The 15,464-nt window shown below is 54.9% G+C and carries 15 protein-coding genes and 1 pseudogene; 13 read left to right on the forward strand and 3 right to left on the reverse strand.

From position 1 onward, the window contains the following. The first annotated feature begins 173 nt into the window (after positions 1–173). From U5A89_RS02965 to U5A89_RS03020, 13 genes and pseudogenes are all read left to right on the forward strand, one after another. Positions 174–572 (forward strand): nuclear transport factor 2 family protein, encoded by a 399-nt coding sequence (locus U5A89_RS02965; RefSeq protein WP_338159689.1) that lies wholly within the window; start codon positions 174–176, stop codon positions 570–572. 213 nt (positions 573–785) lie between these two features. Next, on the forward strand, positions 786–1,223 hold the full coding sequence (locus U5A89_RS02970; protein ID WP_338159690.1) for a pseudoazurin: 438 nt from the start codon (positions 786–788) through the stop codon (positions 1,221–1,223). Between the two features lie 196 nt (positions 1,224–1,419). Then, positions 1,420–1,884: a PaaI family thioesterase gene (locus U5A89_RS02975; RefSeq protein ID WP_338159691.1), complete on the forward strand. Its 465-nt coding sequence runs from the start codon at positions 1,420–1,422 to the stop codon at positions 1,882–1,884. 694 nt (positions 1,885–2,578) lie between these two features. Continuing rightward, positions 2,579–5,023, forward strand: coding sequence for a TonB-dependent receptor (locus U5A89_RS02980; protein ID WP_338159692.1), 2,445 nt, complete (start codon positions 2,579–2,581; stop codon positions 5,021–5,023). Positions 5,024–5,044: 21 nt separating this feature from the next. Continuing rightward, a complete protein-coding gene (locus U5A89_RS02985) occupies positions 5,045–6,277 on the forward strand; it encodes an epoxide hydrolase family protein (protein WP_338159693.1) in 1,233 nt (410 codons plus the stop codon). Further along, positions 6,274–7,116 carry a sugar phosphate isomerase/epimerase family protein gene (locus U5A89_RS02990; RefSeq protein ID WP_338159694.1) on the forward strand — a complete coding sequence of 281 codons (843 nt, stop codon included), beginning with the start codon at positions 6,274–6,276 and terminating at the stop codon, positions 7,114–7,116. Before U5A89_RS02985 ends, U5A89_RS02990 begins: the two co-directional genes overlap by 4 nt. 70 nt (positions 7,117–7,186) lie before the next feature. Next, positions 7,187–8,620 (forward strand): aromatic ring-hydroxylating oxygenase subunit alpha, encoded by a 1,434-nt coding sequence (locus tag U5A89_RS02995; protein ID WP_338159695.1) that lies wholly within the window; start codon positions 7,187–7,189, stop codon positions 8,618–8,620. A 272-nt stretch (positions 8,621–8,892) separates the two neighbouring features. Further along, positions 8,893–9,228 (forward strand): Rieske (2Fe-2S) protein, encoded by a 336-nt coding sequence (locus U5A89_RS03000; RefSeq protein ID WP_338159696.1) that lies wholly within the window; start codon positions 8,893–8,895, stop codon positions 9,226–9,228. 91 nt (positions 9,229–9,319) lie between these two features. Further along, a complete protein-coding gene (locus U5A89_RS03005; RefSeq protein ID WP_338159697.1) occupies positions 9,320–10,012 on the forward strand; it encodes an FAD-binding protein in 693 nt (230 codons plus the stop codon). Then, positions 10,012–10,293, forward strand: coding sequence for an FAD-binding protein (locus tag U5A89_RS21310; RefSeq protein ID WP_445190624.1), 282 nt, complete (start codon positions 10,012–10,014; stop codon positions 10,291–10,293). The genes U5A89_RS03005 and U5A89_RS21310 overlap by 1 nt, the downstream gene beginning before the upstream one ends. After that, the gene (locus U5A89_RS03010) at positions 10,253–10,993 is read left to right on the forward strand and encodes an FAD-binding protein (protein WP_338159698.1); all 741 of its coding nucleotides are present in this window, start codon (positions 10,253–10,255) and stop codon (positions 10,991–10,993) included. Before U5A89_RS21310 ends, U5A89_RS03010 begins: the two co-directional genes overlap by 41 nt. 171 nt (positions 10,994–11,164) lie before the next feature. Beyond that, on the forward strand, positions 11,165–11,644 hold the full coding sequence (locus U5A89_RS03015; protein WP_338159699.1) for a nuclear transport factor 2 family protein: 480 nt from the start codon (positions 11,165–11,167) through the stop codon (positions 11,642–11,644). 107 nt (positions 11,645–11,751) lie between these two features. Continuing rightward, positions 11,752–12,156: pseudogene (locus U5A89_RS03020) on the forward strand (transposase); the annotation flags it as partial. A gap of 390 nt (positions 12,157–12,546) precedes the next feature. Here the strand turns inward: U5A89_RS03020 and U5A89_RS03025 are convergent. Genes U5A89_RS03025 through U5A89_RS03035 form a run of 3 tightly spaced genes read right to left on the reverse strand, consistent with a single transcriptional unit; the run spans position 12,547 to position 15,100 of the window. Continuing rightward, positions 12,547–13,113: a hypothetical protein gene (locus tag U5A89_RS03025; protein WP_338159700.1), complete on the reverse strand. Its 567-nt coding sequence runs from the start codon at positions 13,111–13,113 to the stop codon at positions 12,547–12,549. Next, positions 13,110–13,538 carry a c-type cytochrome gene (locus U5A89_RS03030; RefSeq protein WP_338159701.1) on the reverse strand — a complete coding sequence of 143 codons (429 nt, stop codon included), beginning with the start codon at positions 13,536–13,538 and terminating at the stop codon, positions 13,110–13,112. Before U5A89_RS03030 ends, U5A89_RS03025 begins: the two co-directional genes overlap by 4 nt. 2 nt (positions 13,539–13,540) lie before the next feature. Then, the gene (locus U5A89_RS03035; RefSeq protein WP_338159702.1) at positions 13,541–15,100 is read right to left on the reverse strand and encodes an FAD-binding oxidoreductase; all 1,560 of its coding nucleotides are present in this window, start codon (positions 15,098–15,100) and stop codon (positions 13,541–13,543) included. Positions 15,101–15,464 lie beyond the last annotated feature (364 nt).

The raw sequence follows: 15,464 nt of genomic DNA on the forward strand, positions 1-15,464 counted from the left end.
AACTGGACCAGTTTGAATGATGTTAACAGAGCCGCCGTTCTTAGCAGAGTAAGTTGGGACAAGGTAAGCTCCGCCCCGACGCCGCATCCCAAAGTGCGGATCAAATAGCGACAGTATCGCCACCTTCGTCGTTCTGCGAAGGAAGTACCTAGCTTTCTAAAAGGAGATTTGAGATGTCTCAGGGTCCGGAAGAAATCTTAAAAGCTGCTTATGTAGAACTGCTGGATAATCACAACCTCGAAGGATTTCTCACATTTATAGCCGACGATGGAAAAATGATCGAAGCTAAGTCATTACCCTATGGTGGAGAATATTTCGGCATCGATGCGATACGACGCGCTTTAATGCATGTCATGGACTTCTTCAGCGAGCTGTCGTTCATTCCACACATCTATACCACTTCCGGCGAATGGGTTATCGCCTATGGTGATTTTTCGGTTACGGCGCGTCATTCGGGGAGATCTGTTTCCATCCCCCTGGCAGAGGCCTTTCACGTGGTCGACGGAAAAATAAAGCTATTCCATCCTGTTTACGGCGATACCGCCGCCATCCTCGAAATCCTGGCGAAATAACATGATTACTCCTTGCACCCGCTGCGCGGCTGACGCGCCGGAATGGCCTGACATGCGCAATCAATTGCGGGTTTGTGCCGTGGGTTAGGCAGGTTCGTTGACAGCTATGTAAGTCATGTTGACAGATTGATTTATAGTTCAGTCGGCGTATTCGTATCTGAGGTCATTGTGGCGTCGCTTAGTAACTTACTTCCCATTAAATAAGGATGTGCCATGTTCTTGAAGTTCTTGATGACCGGTATGATTTCCGTTGCGATGATAGCCCCGGCGACCGGAAAGACTATCACAGTCGAGATGAAGAACAAGGGTGCAGCGGGATTCATGATATTTGAGCCGGCTTTTGTTCAAGCTACTGTTGGCGACGTGATCACATTTGTCCCGACTGATCCAGGACATAATGCCGAGACTATTCCGGGCATATTACCTGATGGCGTGCCGCCTAGTGCGGGCGCGATGAACAAGATCTTCACGCTAAGATTAACGAAAGACGGACTATACGGGATCGAGTGCAAACCTCATTTTGGCATGGGAATGGTCGCACTCGTGAAAGTAGGACGGGGTAAATCCTCCAATGCCGCAAAAGCCATGACTGCCAAACTTCCTCCTTTAGCCAAAAAGCGGATGACCACCATGCTACTTACGGCAAACTAAATTAGACAGAATCTGGCATCATGATGCGAATAATCCAGTATCAGAGATATTCGTAGTCCAATTTTGAGCGAACTTTTGTTTCTTGACAGTTCGATTCCGCAAGGTTGAGACATAATCCACATATTGGGGGTGATGATCTTGCGGTCCGACAAATCCGCTATCGGCTGCTGGAAATTGTCACAGAAAGAACCCGATTATGGACATCTTCACGAAGAATGCCGCCCGCCTCGACGGGCTGGATCAACTTCGGGCCTTCCTCGCCAACGGCGGTCAGGCACCTATGACGCAAACCTTGGGCATAGCACTTGTGGAGATAGATGCTGGCCGGGCCGTCTTCGAAGGTGATCCCGACGCTTCGGTCTATAATCCAATTGGGACTGTCCATGGCGGCTATGCTGCGACGTTGCTGGACAGCGCCTGCGGCTGCGCCGTCCACTCGCGCTTGTCCCCGGATCAGGGCTATGCCACTCTTGAACTCAAGATCAGTTATCACTGGCCGGTCAGCGAGACAAGTGGACGGGTGCGCGCAGAAGGCACGTTGCTGTCCATCGGCCGCCGCGCCGCGTTTGCACAAGCCCAACTGACCGACGAACAAGGCCGCCTATGCGCTTCGGCGACATCGACCCTGCTCGTATTCGACCGAAAGCCGGAAGCTGACTGACCCCGAAGCCGTCAGGTCATGGAAAGAAGGCGGCACGCTACCCGTTTTGCCGCGTCGCTTGAATAGACGCTTCTGGATCAACTCACACGAGCTTTGCGTGATGCTCAAGCGAGGAGACTAGCTAGATGCCAAGGCGGAGAAATATTGACGCTGTGACCAGCGTTTGGAGGGCATGTTCATGGGTGCGGAGACCGGCATTCGGACCGGCTTTGTCGCGATCGGTTTTCACAAGACCTAGACCTATGAGCCATGACGTCAATTAATGAACTCGTCGTCGATCATGCCATGACGTGATTTAAAATATTGCGGTCGATGAGGTCTGCGGCTTCGTTCGCGTGTGGCGACCCACGCCCGCAATGAAGACGACCTTGGGAACCGGTATAACGTCACCTCAGAATCGGCTTGAAATGGGAGCTGAGATTGGATCGCCCCGTCCCAATAAAGGGGACATACACAGAGATAATTACCATCTAGTATCGCAATAACGAGAACATGTATATCTTCCGGAATACCGATAGCGTAGTTTTCATCAATATCATTTATGAAAATTATTTTAGAAGAATAAGACAATCTCTTCAAAAATAACGAATATAATGCCAATTTGTCTAAATAGAAATGAGGCGAATTCGGCGTGCTATCGTCCGGACGTACTACAAAAAGTTGCGCTAAAGCAACAACATCAGGGAGACGGGAAATGCTGAAAAAAGGAATATTTGCCTTACTTCTCGGGGGATCGATCATCGCGCAGGCGGCCGCCCAGGAATCGTCGCCAGCAGCACAAGGAGGTCCGCAAGCGGCAACCTCTGGAACGCAGGACATCATCGTGACCGCACAAAAGCGTGAGCAGAAATTGCAGGATGTCGGCCTAAGCATAACGGCCGTCGGCGCCGAAGCGCTCGCTAACCAGCGCATCCAGGGCGTAGCCGATCTGGCGAAGGTCGTGCCTGGTCTCACAACGACGCCCAGCCCTAATTCGACCCCGGTCTATACGTTGCGGGGCGTGGGTTTCTTCGAGAGTTCTTTGGCTGCAACCCCGGACGTCGCCATCTACATGGATCAGGCGCCTTTTTCCCTGCCCGCATTTTCCACGCTGTCGGCCTTCGATCTCGAGCGTATAGAAGTGCTCAAGGGGCCGCAGGGGACTTTGTTCGGCGCCAATGCGACGGGCGGTGCCATCAATTTCATCGCGGCAAAGCCTACGCGGGACTTCAAGGCTGGCGTCGATCTGGGCTATGGCCGCTTCAACACCGTCGAACTGGCGGGTTTCGTCAGCGGTCCTCTTTCCGACACGCTGCTCGCGCGATTTGCCGTAAAGGCAGTGCGCGGCGACGAGTGGCAGCGCAGCTATACCCGCGACGACAAGCTGGGTAAGACCAACACAACGGCGGCGAGACTTCTTCTGGACTGGAGGCCCAGCGACAGGGCGTCGTTCCTGCTGAACGTTAACGGCTGGCGCGACAAGTCGGATCCGCAGGCGCCACAAATCGCGCGCCCGACAACCCCGGCCGATCTGCAGGTTCCGATAGGCACCGTGAGCCAGCTAACGGGCCGAGGCGTGACGGCTAGCCTGCCAATATTGAACTTTCCTGCCGCACCCCGGAATGCCCGCGCCGCTGACTGGTCCCCCGCTGCTCGGCCCTATGCCGATGTGAAGACGGATCAGGTAACGCTCAACGCGACTTATGACATCCTCGGCGATGTGACGATTACATCTCTTACCAGCTACACCAAATATAAGCACGATAAGGCTCAGAACCTTTCGGGATCCCCACTTCTCGCCATTGACAATACTGGGAACTCCGCGAACGCCACCGCATTCAGCGAGGAACTAAGGCTCGCCAATTCAGGGGCTGGGCCGTTCCGGTGGGTTGTTGGCGGTAATTTCGAAAAGGTGAAGTCGTACGAGCAGGCTGATCTGGTTTTTTCAGGTGCATCGGGCGGATTCCAGCAGGGCTTTTCCAACACGACCTACGACACCCGTCAAAATGTGCGTCGTATCGCGGCATTCGGCAACGTCGAATATGATCTGTCGGATAGACTGACGGCTAAGGCGGGTATTCGCTACACAAACTCTCGTCATCGCGATGCCAGTCGATCCTCACCGACACCCGGCTATGTCGAGCCTTTTCCCGGCGATCCCACAGCCGAACAGTTCCTGAATGCGGTTTTCGGAGGCGTCTACACGCCACTATTCTGCCCCGGCGTGGTATATCAATATATTCCGGGCACGTCATACGCGATCGATCCCGACACCTGCGCGACCGGCACGTTCCGTGACACCCTCAAGGAAAACAACACGTCGTGGCGGCTGGGCTTTGACTACAAGGCAACGGATGACCTTCTGCTCTATGTAAATGTGTCGAAAGGCTATAAAGCAGGTGCTTTCCCGGCGGCAGCTGCCGCGAACCAAGCGCAGTTCCGCCCTGTCGTACAAGAGTCCGTCATCGATTATGAGGCAGGGTTTAAATCGACGATCTCGAACATCGCCACAATCAACGGTTCTGTTTTCTATTATGATTATCGTAACAAACAACTTCGCTCTACTGTCGTTGATCCTCTCTTCGACAAGCTAGACAATCTCGTCAACGTGCCAAAGTCGGTCATCAAGGGCGCAGAACTGGAGCTGAGTGCGCGCCCCCTCCCCAGGCTTTCGATCAGCGCTGCTGCGACATATGTCGATGCCAAAATCAAGCGGTTCCAAGGTATTACGGGAAGCACGAACATTTCGCCGACCACTGGTCAGCCCACATTCTTCAAATTCCCCGTCTTCGCGGATTTTAATGGAGTTCGACTGCCCTTTGCACCAAAATATCAGTTCAGCTTCGCTGCTGACTATTCTACCGAAGTCGCCAGTGGGATCGATGCTTTCGTCGGCGGCAATTTAGCCGCGCAAACGAAGAGCTTTGGTTCGCCCCAGTTAACGGCCCGCAACAAGAAGGACGCGCAGATCGACGGTTACGCGACGCTCGATCTCAGAGCCGGGTTTGGCGCTTCAGACGACAGATGGAAGATCACCTTCTGGGGCCGTAACATCACTAACAAATATTACTGGACCAACAGCCTGCGTAACTACGATACGATCGTACGCTACACTGGGCGACCTGCCGAATATGGCGTGACAGCGGGCTTGCGCCTGTAAATGCCCCTAGCCCCAGCATCGATGGGCCTGCGGGCTTTTGATGCTGGGGCATCGTCAAATAAGGAACAAACATTGCATGACATTGAGCCATTTGTTCTTTCCATCGCTGACAGCGAGCTTGAGGATCTCAGGCGCCGGTTGCGTGAAACCCGCTGGCCGGAGACAGAACCCGTGCCTGACTGGAGCCAGGGGGCGCCGCTCGCAAGAGTGAAGGCGCTGTGCGACTATTGGCTAAATGACTATGACTGGCGTCGCTGCGAAGCCGTGCTGAACGGATACCCGCAGTACCGGACCGTCATCAATGGATTGGGCATCCATTTCCTGCACATCCGGTCGCCCGAACCGGATGCTCTGCCCCTTCTTATGACCCATGGCTGGCCCGGATCGATCGTTGAGTTCCTCAAGGTCATCGGGCCGCTCACCGACCCGGCGGCACATGGCGGGAACCCGCGCGATGCCTTCCATCTGGTCTTGCCATCATTGCCAGGTTACGGCTTTTCGGACAAGCCGACGGAAACAGGTTGGGGACCGGTGCGAACTGCTCGGGCCTGGCTGACGTTGATGGAGCGGCTCGGCTATGCCCGCTTCGTCAAGCAGGGCGGCGACTGGGGCGCGATGGTGACAAAGGCGATGGCGGCGATGAAAGCCCCGCAATGCCTGGCCGTTCACCTGAATATGCCGCTGATAATTCCCGCTGATGAAGAGATCGCCACCGCGACAGATGAAGAGCGAGCCATTCTTGCCGACCAGGAATATTTCCTGACGCAGGACTCAGCCTATCTGGAACTGCAACGCACACGACCGCAGACAATCGGATACGGACTCGCCGACTCACCGGCGGGGCAAGCAAGCTGGATCTATGAAAAGCTTCAGAGCTGGTCGGATCATAATGGCCAGGTCGAAGAGATTCTGAGCATGGATGAAATACTCGACAATATTATGATGTATTGGCTGCCTAACACCGCTGCTTCCTCTGCCCGATTTTATCAGGAAGGGATCGAATTCGCCTTCACCAGTGAGCGGATCGATACACCCGTTGGCATCAGCAATTTTCCGAAGGAAGTCTATCGTTCCTCGCGGCGATGGGCTGACCGGGTATTCGGCAACATCATCTACTGGAACACCCCGCACAAGGGCGGCCATTTTGCAGCATTTGAGCAACCCGAGTTGTTCGTGCAGGAAGTTCGGGATTGTTTCAGACAGTTTCAAATCGGCGGCGCTTACCAGTCGAACAGCGGAGGACGGCCACTGTGAACGACAATTTGGTCATGTACAGCGCGACAGTTCACGCGCTACCTTTTGTTGAACAGTGTCGCGCCACCCAGATCGCTCAGTGTCGCGAACTCACGATGAGTCCGCTCGACTATGTTAATCTTCTCGCATCAGGTCTGAGCACTGCTGAACTGAAGACAATCGCTGCTGACCATGGTCTTACATTCAATCATCTGGAGCCATTGAGTACGTGGGCGCCGAATTGGATGCCTGCGGCAGGGTCCGGGCTAGTCGATACCGACTATATAAGATTTCCGGAGAATGAGTTTTTCGATATCGCTGAAGCACTCGGTTGCACCTCATTCGGCGCCATTGCCAGCTATCCTAAAGGCACCTATTCGCTTAACGAAGAGATAGATCTTTTCGGCGCTCTTTGCGAACGATCCCAACAGCGCGGCCTGAAGGTGGCATTGGAATTTATCCCATTCCTGGGCGTGAACTCGCTCTCTGCCGCGTGGGATATAGTATCTGCCGTGTCGATGCCTAATGCCGGCATCCTGTTCGACACCTGGCACTATTTTCGCAGCGGTTCCACCGCAGCATTATTAAGCACGATTCCCGGCGACCGCATTTTCGCCGTTCAACTCAATGACGGCAGCGCCGAACTCGCCCCTGGGGTAAGCCTGTTCGAGGACTGCACGACACGCCGCATGTTGCCTGGAGAAGGGGCGTTCGGGGTGCGCGAGACTGTTGCGCTTCTTCGTCAGATCGGTGGTTTCAACAATGTCGGCCCAGAGATTTTTTCTGCTGAGCTTAACGCCCTTCCGGCTGAGGAAATCGGGTTGCGCTGCCGCACCAGTTTGGAAAATGTAACTTGTTAAGCGCTCCATATCGCAGAACCCGATCAATATCGGGATCATTCGCTCTGAGCAATGAAGAAGGAAGACAACCATGAATAGTGTATCGGTTCGTCCCGGACGGGATTGGGTACGGCGCGATGATCAGGCCAGCCAGGTAGGGCCATCCTATCAAGATTGCCTGGCCGAAGACAAGATCGTTCCGCCGGAGGACATCAGATGCACTTCCAATGACCCTGATCTTCTGTCCTACGACTTCACGCGCCATCGGTATTTCGACAAGGAGTTCCATGATCGCGAGGTCAAAGGCCTGTGGTCGCGCGTTTGGCAAATGGCTTGCCGCGAAGAGGAAATTCCTGAGGCCGGGGATATCTCGGTTTACGAGATTGCCGGTTCTTCATTCATCATCGTTCGCGGTGAAGATCTGAAGATCCGGGCCTTCCGCAATACCTGCATGCACCGCGGGATGAAGCTTTGTGAGCAGGATACGGTTGTCAGCGAGTTGAAATGCCCATTCCATGGATTCACTTGGGACTTGGCAGGCAACCTCATCGATGTGCCCATGCGCTGGGATTTCCCGAACATGAAGGACAATTCCGTCCGTCTGTCCGAAGTGCAGGTGGGCCTGTGGGGCGGCTTTGTCTTCATCAACCCTGACCCCGACGCCCCCTCGCTCGAAAGCTTTCTTGGAGTTTTGCCTCGGCACATGTCGGGATACATGGACTACTCCGACAAGTACATCACTCGCCACGTCAAGAAGATTTTTCCTTGCAACTGGAAGCTGGGAGTAGAAGTATTCCTCGAAAGTTATCACACGCTGGTGACGCATCCCCAATTCACAGGATTCTTGGCGGACGAAAATGGACAATATGATGTGTACGGACCACATGTCAGCCGCTTCATCCTGCCTACCGGCAAACAGGCCCCCGCCATTGCCGAGAATCTATCAGACCAGGCCGTTGTCAACGAGTTCTTCATCGAGAATGAGCTTGGTACTCCCCCCACGGTTCCCCAGGGCGTGACGGCGCGCGCATTTCTGTCCGAGTACATGCGCGACTTCTACACGGCAAAGTCGGGTCGCGACTATTCATCATGTCCTGAGACAGAACTGATCGACACCACCCAATACTCCCTCTTCCCCAACCTGATCGTGTGGCGCACTTTGCTCTTTCCCGCCGTGTATCGCATCCGGCCAAACGGGAACGACCCCCATTCCTGCATCTGGGAATGGTATTTCATGGCAGATGTTCCGGCTTCCGGGATACGGCCGCCAGCCGCCGAGATGGAAGATATAAGCGACATCACTTTTACAGAGGCGCTGAAGAATTATTCGCCCTTGATGGGCGTAACCTACGACCAAGATTTCCGAAACCTTACTGCAATACAGCAAGGTATTTCGGGCGCTCTCGATGTCCCAATGCAGTTTGCGGAGTATCAGGAGATCAGAATAAAGCACCTTGAGAAAACGCTCGATGCCTATCTGGATAAGTATGCACCAGAAACAGCGCTCGGACAGAACGCAACGTAGCAGCAATACGCTGCGTCATCCGCAGCATGGGTCACGCTGTTGTCGCAGACAAGAATATTGCCTGGACGTTTGCATTCTACAGAGCGTTTTCGTTGAGGTCGTTGAACGCGTTGTCTTGCGTGACAATGCGTTCAACGATAACGCAATCGGTCGGACAGATACCGGTCGGAACGACAATTCGTCGCACCCTGCCAAAAAGGGCACGGGGAAATGCGCGATTTATTGAAAGGGCCTAGAGGCAATGTCTTTAATTTACAGCAGGTTTCGGCGCGATGACTGAGTTCGTGCCTGTACTAGATGAGGCCCAGCTTCCAGCCGGGAGAAACAAGGCAGTAGAAGCCTTTGGCCAATCAGTGCTTCTGTGCCGCACGGCAGACGGTTTGTACGCTGTGGCGAACGAGTGCACGCATCAGAAACTGGCCCTAGAGGGCGGACGTATCCGTGGAAACTCTATTTTTTGCCCAGCGCATGGTGTCCGTTTCGATTTGCGTACCGGTTGTCCGACTGGCACGCTGACAGACAAGCCATTGCAACGCTTCGAAGCGCGGATATCCGATGGCCAAATCGAAATTGCGCGGTTGGAATCTGAAACGGGTTCGGCTTCGTAATGATTATGTTCGCTCGATCTGACCGACCAAGATCGTAAATCGCGGAAATTAGCAATTCAGTTGTCGCGAAAAAATAGGGTGGGAGAGCGGCATGGAAGTCGATGTGATTATAGTTGGGTCGGTTGCCGGCGGCTTGGCTACTGCTGTAGTTGCGGCGCAGCTAGGTCTATCGGTTGTAGTGTGCGAGAAGGCGCCATGTTTTGGGGGAACGACCGCGCTGTCGCTAGGCGGACCGTGGATAGTTGCGAACAAGCATCAATCGGGCCTTGGCATTGCGGACACGATCGAGGCCGGTGATACCTATCTGCGCGCGGTACTGGGCAATCTCTATGATTCAGAAAAGATCGCAACATATTTGCGCGCCGGGCGCGAGATGATTGCGTTCATGGAGGCAAACTCGGCCGTCGTTTGGGCCGGCTTCACCATGCCCGACTATTATCCAGAACTGCCGGGTGCATCGGTGGGACGTACGATGCTGGTGGACCCGTATGATGGCAAAAAGCTTGGTCCGTATCTGAAGCTCCTGAAGCTGCCTTTGCGAGGCATCGCGCAGTTTGGTACGATGCAAGTTGACATGCGTGAGGCCGGTCGCTTCCAGTCCACATTCAAAAACGCCGCCTCTTTCACTTTCACCAGCAAGCGGTTCCTGCGCTATGGCTTCGACTTGCTGCGTTTTGGTCGTGGCTCCTATTTAGCCAATGGCAATGCGCTTATCGGCCGGCTTATTCGATCTCCCTGGATCTCGGCGTCATTCTCAAGCCATCCACCCCGCTTGAGGAACTAATCGTTAGCGAAGGCCGATTGGAAGCTATCGTGGTTAACCTTGACGGCAGTCGGAGTACCATAAGGGCGCGACGCGGAATCGTGCTAGCCAGCGGCGGCTTTGGCGCAGACCCGAAATGGCGCGAGCGCTACATGCCGCTGCCCGACGCCCATATTTCGGTTCAGCCCGATACTAATGTAGGCGATGGGATACGTCTGGGACAGGCTGCGGGGGGCGCGCTGGGTGAGGATAATCCTGACAATGGGGGGATGGGTCCCGGTTTCCGTTCTACGCCATGTTGACGGCAGGCTAGACAAATATCCGCATTTCGGCTTCGACCGCGGCAAGCCTGGTTCGCTGATAGTGGATGCATTCGGCAAGCGTTTCATAAACGAGGCTGCACCCTATCTGGTGTTCGGCCAAGCCATGCATGCCCAGAAAATCACGAAAGCCTGGCTCATCGGCAATCGACGTTTTTTGCGCAAGTACGGAATGGGACTTGCGCTGCCTGCACCTTATCCTATCGGGCACCTCATCCGACAAGGCTATCTTCTCCAAGCAGACACAATACAGGATCTCGCAAATAAGATCGGCATTGATGTAATGACATTAAATGTAACGATTGAAGAATTCAATCACCATGCGCGAGATGGTAAAGACCCGTTATTTCGGCGCGGCGAGAACGCATTTGACGCTTCGCAGGGCGACGCTGGTCATCAGCCAAACCCCAATCTGGCGCCTCTTGAAGGTGGGCCATATTATGCCCTCGCCTTATATCCAGGAAGCATAAGCTCTGTGCTCGGTTTAGAGACCAACGCAAATGCCCAGGTGCTGAGCCCATCCGGGGATGTCATGCCCGGACTTTATGCGATCGGACCTGACCAGAATACGGTGATGCGCGGTACATATCCGGGCGGAGGATCGAGTATCGGTCCAGCCATGACCTTCGGCTATATCGCGGCAAAGCATATGGCGGAAGAGAATTACGGTCAGACCCATTAGATCCCCACACTGATGCTGAACGGCTGAATCTATGGCGGCGCAACGAGGCGCGGCCATGCGTAGGTCATCATGCACATGATGTCCCGGCTAGGCGGGACATCTCGATGTGGGGCAAGCCCTTATCAACGACACAGTCGTTTCTGATACGCCAGCTACACCAAAGGGAATATCATGCCTTCTGATGACTCCCCTAATCAGGCAGATGTCGCCAACCTCTTAGCAGTCGAAGCCATCCGGCGACTCAAATATCGCTATGCGGGTTACTGCGATCAAAATTATGCCCCAGATTCGCTTGCCGAGCTCTTTACGGAGGATGCAGTTTGGGAAGGAGGCATGTTTGGCATTCACCAGGGTCGCGAAGCAATACGAGAATTATTTCGAGGCTCTGGCCAGACCGTTGCCTTTGCCGCCCACTACATGCTTAACCCTATCATCGATGTGTCGGACGACCGCGGTATCGGTAGCTGGTACTTGTGGCAGAGCCTAGTCATGAAGAAGGATAGTAAGGCCTTTTGGCTGATGGGCAAATATAATGACGACTATGCCCTAGTCGACGGCGAATGGAAATTCGCGAATGTTAAGCTGACCGTCGATATCCTGACACCCTATGATGACGGTCCTGGCAAGATCCGCATGGCTCCGTTTTCCTGACGGATAGGGCGTAGCCGATTGTGGAGCCCGCCCGAAAATTGTTGAGAAGTATCACCATGTTGTGATTCACGCCTTCCTGCGGGAGATGGAGTGTTCAATGACATTGGCTGGTCTGGCAGGAGCAGAACCGTAAAGGATTACGCTTTTCCAGCGGATTCACGGACCGTGAGACGTTTTTGGGGAAGCCTTTCACGCCGCCCCTCAAGCACGGCGGTCGTCGTCGAACGACAGAGATGCGCAAGATGGTGAATGCCTTGAATTACATAGCAGCAAGCGGCCCCGCCTGAAAGTTTATGCGCGAATGCTTTCCGCCCGCCGCAACGGTGCAGCGCTATTGCGACGCTTGGCGTAACGCCGGTTTGCTCCAGACCATGGATATGGTGCCGGTAATGACCCTGCCCAAGATCACAGGTCGCGGCGCTTCGCTGAGCGCGGGTGTAATCGACAGCCAGTCAGTGAAAGCCACCGAAAACGGCGGCCCTTGCGGATATGACGCGGGCGAGAAGTTTAGGGACCAGAGCTTATGTTGAAGGCTCTCGACCGCTGGGGCCAGGAGCACGGTGGGTCCATGACTTCAACCGGCGCGGCAAGGCTCTCCTAAGCGTGTCGGGGGGGGGCGAGCGGCAACGCCTTCGTGCAATTTTTCAACGGTCACTTGCGCGACTAATACTTGAATGTGCACACGTTCCTGTCACCGGCGAACCGGAAGACTAAGATCGAGACATGGCGACGGCACCAATGACATCGCTTCGCTGGGTAATGCCGCTAAACTCTGCTGCCGTCACGGCCGCTAAGCGGACGAATGAACTCAGGAGACTCGCCTTCGGACCGAACAAGAAAGCGGAAAACCGTCAAACTTGCCCTCATGGAACCGCGGTACCCCAACAATCTAGCCTGTGCAATTAACGGAGCACCCAAGAGTATGCGGACTGCGACAATGATCCTGGCAGGCTGCTCGGCTCTTTCTGATCTGAACGCATCACGCTGCTGTTCAGCAAAGACATTGCCAAGTAGGACTCTGCCAACGTTTCTACCCACCCGTCGTGATCGGATAAGTCCCGTGTCGCTGAGCTCGCAAGTCCGGCTCGAGCGATGTGGACATTTCCGCCCTCGCAGCATGGCAGATGACTAGCTGTCAGCACGAACCGCCGGCCCGCATCAACGGCCAGTCTCTGGAGCATCAGAAACGTGGCCGATCCAGTCAGACCGAGGAGGAATATGGATGTATCCGCCAGTACATCGGCTATTTCATGATATTGAAGCGCGCCGCTATCTTGAACTTCAAACCGCTTGAGGCTGGTAGGAAGCGCCGCTGAGAACCGCTCACTTATCATGTTTCGGCTTTCAAATAAAACGAGCGGTAAAACCTTATCAGGGATGGAGCGGACGCCTGACAATTCAAAGCCGACGGCCAGCGGCGCCGCTATCACCGGCGCAGCCTTGATGAGCGTTCTGCGGGTTAGGGTCACTTTGGAGCGCTCCCAGCGACATAGTTCGCGATCTCGTTGAGATCTTCGTCGTTGAGATCCATTTTGGAGAAGGGGAACATCCCCAGCTGGCCGTTTCGCACCACCATCTTGACAGTCTCGGGTGTCAGATCGCTTCGACCAACGATGTTGCCCTTGCCGGCTCCATATCGGTTGGTGAGCAGCCGATTTGCAGGATGGCTGTCCGTCGTACCGTGGCAGATCGCGCAACGTTCCTCGAAAAGACGCTGCGACTTCGGAAGCTTGTCCAGCCGTAGAACGTCCTCACGCAAAGTAGCCAGTTCAGACGCGACCTGCTGTTTGCCCGAACCGCTAGCCGGCTGGCTTTCCGCATGACCCTGACAGGAGGCCAGGAGGAGAAGGGGTAGCCCGGCGGCGGCAAGGACGAGAGGATTGCGCTTGCGCATGATTATGCCCCCCTCATGCTGCGCGGCCAGATGCCGCTTTTCCCGGGCGCGAGAATGCCATTGGGATCGATCGCATCCTTGATGCTTTCATTGAAATGCAGGAGCGCGTTGTTGTTGAAGCTGTATGTGCTCGCGACGTCGTCCATATAGCCAAGATGGGTGCGATATTCGCCATAGCCCTCCTTGGCGCACGCATAGATCGACTTCCGGAACACCTCGTCCGCGCGCTTGCGTTCATCCGGATCGGTACGGTCAAAAAAGAACATGGTGATAAGATGCAGTTCCCGACCGCCCATCGCAAATTCGAGAATGGGATCGAAGCCGGCCTGATTGTACATATCCTTGACGATATTATAGATCTTGATCGCCTCGGAGCCGTCGGTCGAGAGGACCGGGGCGAAGACCATATGCCCGCCGCCGCCGATCCAGTTGAGCTGGGAGAACTCTCCCATGTTGGGCTGTCCTCGCATCAGCTTCATGCGATACTTCCACGAAATCTTGTCGTCACGCGATCCTTCGAGGAAGAATCTGGCGCCCTTGATCTTCTTCAGCGTCGCTTCAAAGATCCCGTAGCAGGCGTCGACTATCTCCTGCGTCCCATAGAAACAGGTGTAGAGATTCCAGAAGCCGCAATCGAGTTTCTCGCGCATCGATTTCTTTGCTGCCTCCGACAGCACGCCCTTCTTAGGCTCGAAGTCCGACCGGGAGAACTCGCAGGCCGCATCGCTGAGATAGTCGAACAACATTAAAGCGCCAGGCAGCAGGCCATTGACACGGAGCGGCGCGAGCGCATCGACGACCAGCGCGAGGTCGTCTTCGTTCTCGAAGCTAACCATCACAGGCTTTACCACCGGCGGCTCTTGCATGAGCCACATGCCCATCTTAGTCACCACACCGAAGTTCGACTGGGTGAATATACCGTCGATATAGGGGCCGAACCCATATTTGAACATCTGCCAGGTCTTGCTGTTCGGCAATGCGCCCATTCCAGTGCGCAAGAGCTCGCCACTTGGCAGGACCACTTCCATGCCGCATTGGGCGGCATAATTATCGCCATAAGGCGTCCAGCCCACCCCGCGGTCCAGCGCATTGCCCATGACGCCGCCCCAGCCGGGAGCCGCAGGACAGACCCAGAGCTTGGTATCGCGACGCCGAAGCTCGCGATGCAGATCAAAATAGCTTACGCCCGGCTCAACCAGCGCGTAATTCTGCTTCTCGTTGATTTCAAGGATCTTGTTCATACGACGCAAATCGAGAACGCCCGTGCCTTTCGCCCGGGGCGCGGGCCCTCCATAAGCGTAGTTCTTGCCAGTAGAGATAGGCCAGAGCGGCGTCTTGTGTACATTCGCAGCCCGGACAACCGCCTGAACCTCTTCAACGGAAGCCGGAGAGATCACCGCACTGGGGAGAAAAGACTCATCATCACTTGCGGAATCGGCAGCGCGGTAAGCGAACAAAGTCTCCTCATCGTTCGCAACCCACTTCTCGCCGACAATTGCACGGAAGTCGGGAATGGCCGCCTTGAAGTTTGCTGCAAACTTTTCACCGTCGTACTTTGCCATATTTGGCTCCTCAAACAATTATCGCTTATCTGTCACATTAAATCCAATCAGCGATGTCCCCTTCTGCGGGACATGGAGTGGCCCCATCAGATGCGACGAGAGGGAGAGAGAGAAGCTCTGCTCAAACAGGACCCCTGCCCCGAGCCTAGATGCGCTGACCGCACGACCGTGATATGCCAACCAAAGCTCAACCAATGTGAACGAACTTATCAATTTAGCTTGTTGTCAACCGAGGCCCCGCCGAAAGCTTGCCGGCAAACGAAAATCCTGTGGCATTGCCGGCTACTGGTTCCTATGACTGCGCCATTCAATGCGGAAGCCCGCATCCTTGCCGATGGACGGCGAAATGCTGCTCGAAGCGTAC

The organism is Sphingobium sp. HWE2-09, assembly GCF_035989265.1.
Classification (GTDB): Bacteria; Pseudomonadota; Alphaproteobacteria; order Sphingomonadales; family Sphingomonadaceae; genus Sphingobium.

Bases quoted from the DNA above. Each gene is read 5' to 3' on its own strand.
- U5A89_RS03030 (WP_338159701.1), bottom strand. From the start codon at position 13,538: ATGCGCAAGCGCAATCCTCTCGTCCTTGCCGCCGCCGGGCTACCCCTT.
- U5A89_RS02965 (WP_338159689.1), top strand. From the start codon at position 174: ATGTCTCAGGGTCCGGAAGAAATCTTAAAAGCTGCTTATGTAGAACTG.
- U5A89_RS02970 (WP_338159690.1), top strand. From the start codon at position 786: ATGTTCTTGAAGTTCTTGATGACCGGTATGATTTCCGTTGCGATGATA.
- U5A89_RS02975 (WP_338159691.1), top strand. From the start codon at position 1,420: ATGGACATCTTCACGAAGAATGCCGCCCGCCTCGACGGGCTGGATCAA.
- U5A89_RS02980 (WP_338159692.1), top strand. From the start codon at position 2,579: ATGCTGAAAAAAGGAATATTTGCCTTACTTCTCGGGGGATCGATCATC.
- U5A89_RS02995 (WP_338159695.1), top strand. From the start codon at position 7,187: ATGAATAGTGTATCGGTTCGTCCCGGACGGGATTGGGTACGGCGCGAT.
- U5A89_RS03010 (WP_338159698.1), top strand. From the start codon at position 10,253: ATGGGGGGATGGGTCCCGGTTTCCGTTCTACGCCATGTTGACGGCAGG.
- U5A89_RS03000 (WP_338159696.1), top strand. From the start codon at position 8,893: ATGACTGAGTTCGTGCCTGTACTAGATGAGGCCCAGCTTCCAGCCGGG.
- U5A89_RS03035 (WP_338159702.1), bottom strand. From the start codon at position 15,100: ATGGCAAAGTACGACGGTGAAAAGTTTGCAGCAAACTTCAAGGCGGCC.
- U5A89_RS03005 (WP_338159697.1), top strand. From the start codon at position 9,320: ATGGAAGTCGATGTGATTATAGTTGGGTCGGTTGCCGGCGGCTTGGCT.
- U5A89_RS02985 (WP_338159693.1), top strand. From the start codon at position 5,045: ATGGGCCTGCGGGCTTTTGATGCTGGGGCATCGTCAAATAAGGAACAA.
- U5A89_RS03015 (WP_338159699.1), top strand. From the start codon at position 11,165: ATGCCTTCTGATGACTCCCCTAATCAGGCAGATGTCGCCAACCTCTTA.